The sequence below is a fragment of the Oleiphilus sp. HI0061 genome, assembly GCF_001635675.1.
Genome location: NZ_LWFE01000558.1, coordinates 1 through 3,777 on the forward strand (window position 1 = coordinate 1; position 3,777 = coordinate 3,777).

General features: G+C 46.6%; 2 protein-coding genes and 2 pseudogenes. All 4 read right to left on the bottom strand.

The window, feature by feature from the left end:
• Positions 1-261, bottom strand: a pseudogene (locus A3735_RS07340) (dihydroorotase); the annotation flags it as partial.
• A 278-nt stretch (positions 262-539) separates the two neighbouring features.
• Positions 540-1,724: an NnrS family protein gene (locus A3735_RS07345; RefSeq protein ID WP_068516770.1), complete on the bottom strand. Its 1,185-nt coding sequence runs from the start codon at positions 1,722-1,724 to the stop codon at positions 540-542.
• A gap of 339 nt (positions 1,725-2,063) precedes the next feature.
• On the bottom strand, positions 2,064-3,440 hold the full coding sequence (gene yegQ / locus A3735_RS07350) for a tRNA 5-hydroxyuridine modification protein YegQ (RefSeq protein ID WP_068516773.1): 1,377 nt from the start codon (positions 3,438-3,440) through the stop codon (positions 2,064-2,066).
• Positions 3,441-3,462: 22 nt separating this feature from the next.
• Positions 3,463-3,777, bottom strand: a pseudogene (locus A3735_RS07355) (MBL fold metallo-hydrolase); the annotation flags it as partial.

A 3,777-nucleotide genomic window follows, 5' to 3' on the forward strand; every position in this document is an offset into this window, starting at 1 on the left:
AGTAATGTCTTCGGGCTTTGTATCGTTTGTCAGATATAGGGTCATTAAGGGAGTGAAATCGACTCCTTCAGGTATAGCGTTTTCAATTCTGGCTTTATAAGCAAGTGCCATTTCTGTGTTAACAACAGGCGGGACAAGGTTAGGCATCACTATCGCTCGCTTAAAGCACCGAGCGGTTGCCGGGACAGTTTCTGCGAGCATGTCTCCATCTCGAAAGTGAAGGTGCCAGTCATCGGGGGCTTGAATAGTGATTTCTTGCATGGGATATCCTGAATCAAAAATTTAAGCTTATATTATGCCTGAAAATATAGGCTTCAGGAAATTCAGGGTGGGAGGACAAGGTATGGATGACTAACTTGTCTGGAGGGATCTCAGGCGCTTACTTTGCCAACTCTATTTTGCCAAGCAGGCCTGCATGGTCTGAGAGGTAAGCCCGCTGGTATTAGGCATATCTCCGTTTGACTGCTTGGCACGTAAAATTCTCAAACGCTCAATTGTGCGACCTTTCGGGTTAATTGAAATGTGACCGGCGCATTTTTTTATCCGTATTTCCCATCTACACGGGGGCTTGTCCATACGGGAATAAAGGCTAGGCAGAATAATGAAAATGCTATGATCCACAGACCACCGGAAATATTGACCCAAAGCAAGTGACTACCCGGAGCAATGGCTGGTAGAAAAAACCTAATGATGGCAGCCAGAGAAAGAATAAGCAGGGCGGGCCCTAAAGTCTTTGGTAGATGCTTAAGGTTTCGCCCTGTATGGCCCGTTGATACGCGTGCCATCATGCCCATGGTCATAACGCCAATAGCGCCGACAGCAAAAGCATGTATGGACAAATAAGGCGACAGTGAAAGTCTGGTTTCAAATACAAAAATTAAAAAGCCGATGGTAATTGAACCCAGGGTTACGAAGAAACTCCATAGCAAAGGGGATTTCCATATACCTGATGTATACCAGCCGATCATACGTATGGTCGTGATAATGACCATGAGTGCCGCAGCAGTCTGCGCGAGGGTGATATAGTTGGTAAAGAGGGTTGCGATAAAAAACACTAAAAAGACCAGCATACTTGAGATATCGAGAATTCTAGAGTTAAACAAGGTCACTTCGTAGCCTACCCCTCGTTCAATAAAAAGAGGAATAATCCGACGCCCGATGGTCAGGATCAGACCGACAACGATATAGAGGCCTGCGTAGAGGGATGTATGTGCACCTGAATCACTAAAACCAAGTGCTTGAGCATAGAAAAAGGCATTCCCGACTGCAATCAGCACTAGCTTCGAAAGAATCGCCATTTGACGCCATTGTTTGACTTGGATGATCGGCTTGGCAATAGCGTAGCCGAGACAAACGATAAAGATGAGGTCGAAGAATGCAGCGAGTGATAGTACGTTAATCAGCCACATTAGGCGTGCCAGGGCCCACAAAGAAAAGAGGATCATGAGCGGTTTGCCGTGAGGAGTCTGTAGGCCGGTCCAGTTTTTTACTGCGGTTAACAAAAAGCCGGCGATTACTGCCACGGCGTAGCCATAGATCATTTCATGAGCGTGCCATTGAAAAGGGCTGATGCTATTTGAATTAAAAGACCAGGCTTGGTTTAGAAAGAGTAACCATACGGCGATGCTGACTAAAGAAAGGAGGCTAGCACCGGCGAAAAATGCACGAAAGCCAAGGTTGAATAATGCTGGGTGTTGAGAGCTGAGCTCGTGTTTAGGTTGCATTGACGATTCCTATGCCAGCTAGTGAGGATTGTATCACTATGACTATGGTTATTTTGTGTAGGTAGCGGGTTTCATACCGTGCTTAGCTGAAGGCATGTACTAGCCCGCTAGCGAGCTATGGAAAGCTCTGCCTACTAAGTAATCAATCTTTAAGGCTAGAGGGGGGGCAAGGAAGAATCAATACCTAAAAAGTAGCAAATGATCTATTAAGGTACAAGACTCAGAGCCTTTTTATAGTGCGCGGCCAAAGGCCGAGCCTGCCTTAGGATGCTATCAGCACTTTTGCAGGAGGCCCGCCCTTGAGGAGCGGGCTCTGCTTACAGGAAGATTTGTCCTTGATTAGATATTTCTAACAATTAAGCCTTTTTCAAGCGCTTCGTGAGTAAGCTTAAGCTTGGAAAGCTCCGGAACCTCGAGTTCAACTTTATAACCCGAGCCAAGAGCTGACTCAATTTCTCGGCCGTTCTTGCTGTTGAATAGCTGTGCTGCGGTGAAGGAAATATTACCTACCGGTGTTAGCAGCGTGAGCTGATCTCCAGTAGAAAGCTTGTTTTTCGCCTCAAGTTTGATGCGATTTGTGCCAAGGTCACCTTCCAGAACGTCTGCGACGAATAGTTGCTGAGTTGAGGTTGAATTGCCTGTCTCATAGTTTTGGTATTCATCAGGTACATGGCGGCGGTAAAAACCCTCTGTGAAACCTCTATTAGCCATGCCTTCGAGGTCGTCCATCAAGGCCATGTTGAACTCATGGCCGGCGGCGGCATCATTGATCGCTTGTCGGTATACTTGAGCAGTTCTTGCAGCGTAATAGTACGATTTGGTACGGCCTTCAATCTTCAGGGACTCAACACCTATATCCATCAGGCGCTGAACATGCTGAACAGCTCGTAGGTCTTTGGAGTTCATGATGTAGGTGCCGTGCTCATCTTCATAAGCAGGCATGTACTCACCAGGTCTGCCTTTTTCCTGTAGTAGGTATAAAGGGGAAACTTTTTCTAGGACGTCAGAACTTTCCGAAAGTGAAAGTGTTTGAACATTAGGGTCGTAGGTTTCAACTGCTTGGCTTGGAACAATTTCTCCGCCATCAGTCTGTTCTGCTTCGTGAGTCTGGTACTTCCAGCGACAGGAATTTGTGCAAGCGCCCTGGTTTGAGTCTCTATGGGTCATATAACCGGACAATAAACAACGGCCAGAGTAGGCAATACACAAAGCACCGTGAACGAAAACTTCAATTTCCATTTCAGGAACGCGTTGTTTAATTTCCGCAATTTCATCCAAGGATAGTTCCCGCGAAAGAATGACGCGTGTCAGGCCCTGTTGTTGCCAGAATTTCACTGTTGCCCAATTTACCGCGTTTGCTTGAACTGAAAGGTGAACAGGCACATCAGGCCATTTTTCTCGCACCATCATGATAATGCCGGGGTCAGACATAATCAGCGCATCTGGCTTCATAGCAATGACTTGCTCCATGTCGCGAAGGTAACTTTTTACCTTGTCATTGTGCGGGCTAATGTTCGATGCGATATAGAACTGTTTGCCAAGCTTGTGTGCGCGAGCAACGCCCTTAGCAAGGTTTTCAATATGGTTAAATTCGTTTTCTCTGACGCGCAAACTGTACCGTGGTTGGCCAGCATAAACTGCATCTGCGCCATAGGCGAAGGCGTACTCCATATTCTGGAGCGAGCCTGCGGGAGATAATAATTCAGGTTTTTTCATGTGTTCCGATTCGAAATTAAGGCTATTCTTTCTGCGAAATGGCGGATCCTACCTGTAATTGCTCGAACCAGTCCAGGAATTTCCCAACATTTTCACCTTTGAATATTCGGCCGTGCTGGGGAAGAAGCATGTCGATCTCTAATTTTCTGACGCGGTTGATCCAGTCATTTTTGGCTGCATTGGAAGGCATCCAGCGTTGATGGAACATTTTCATTTTCGGGATATGTGCATCAAAATCATCGACGAACATTGGGCTGTCGATAGGCTCAAGAGCCGCACCAACATCGCCAGTGAACAGGATCTTCGCGACAGGGTCATATACATGGTAGTTGCCCGA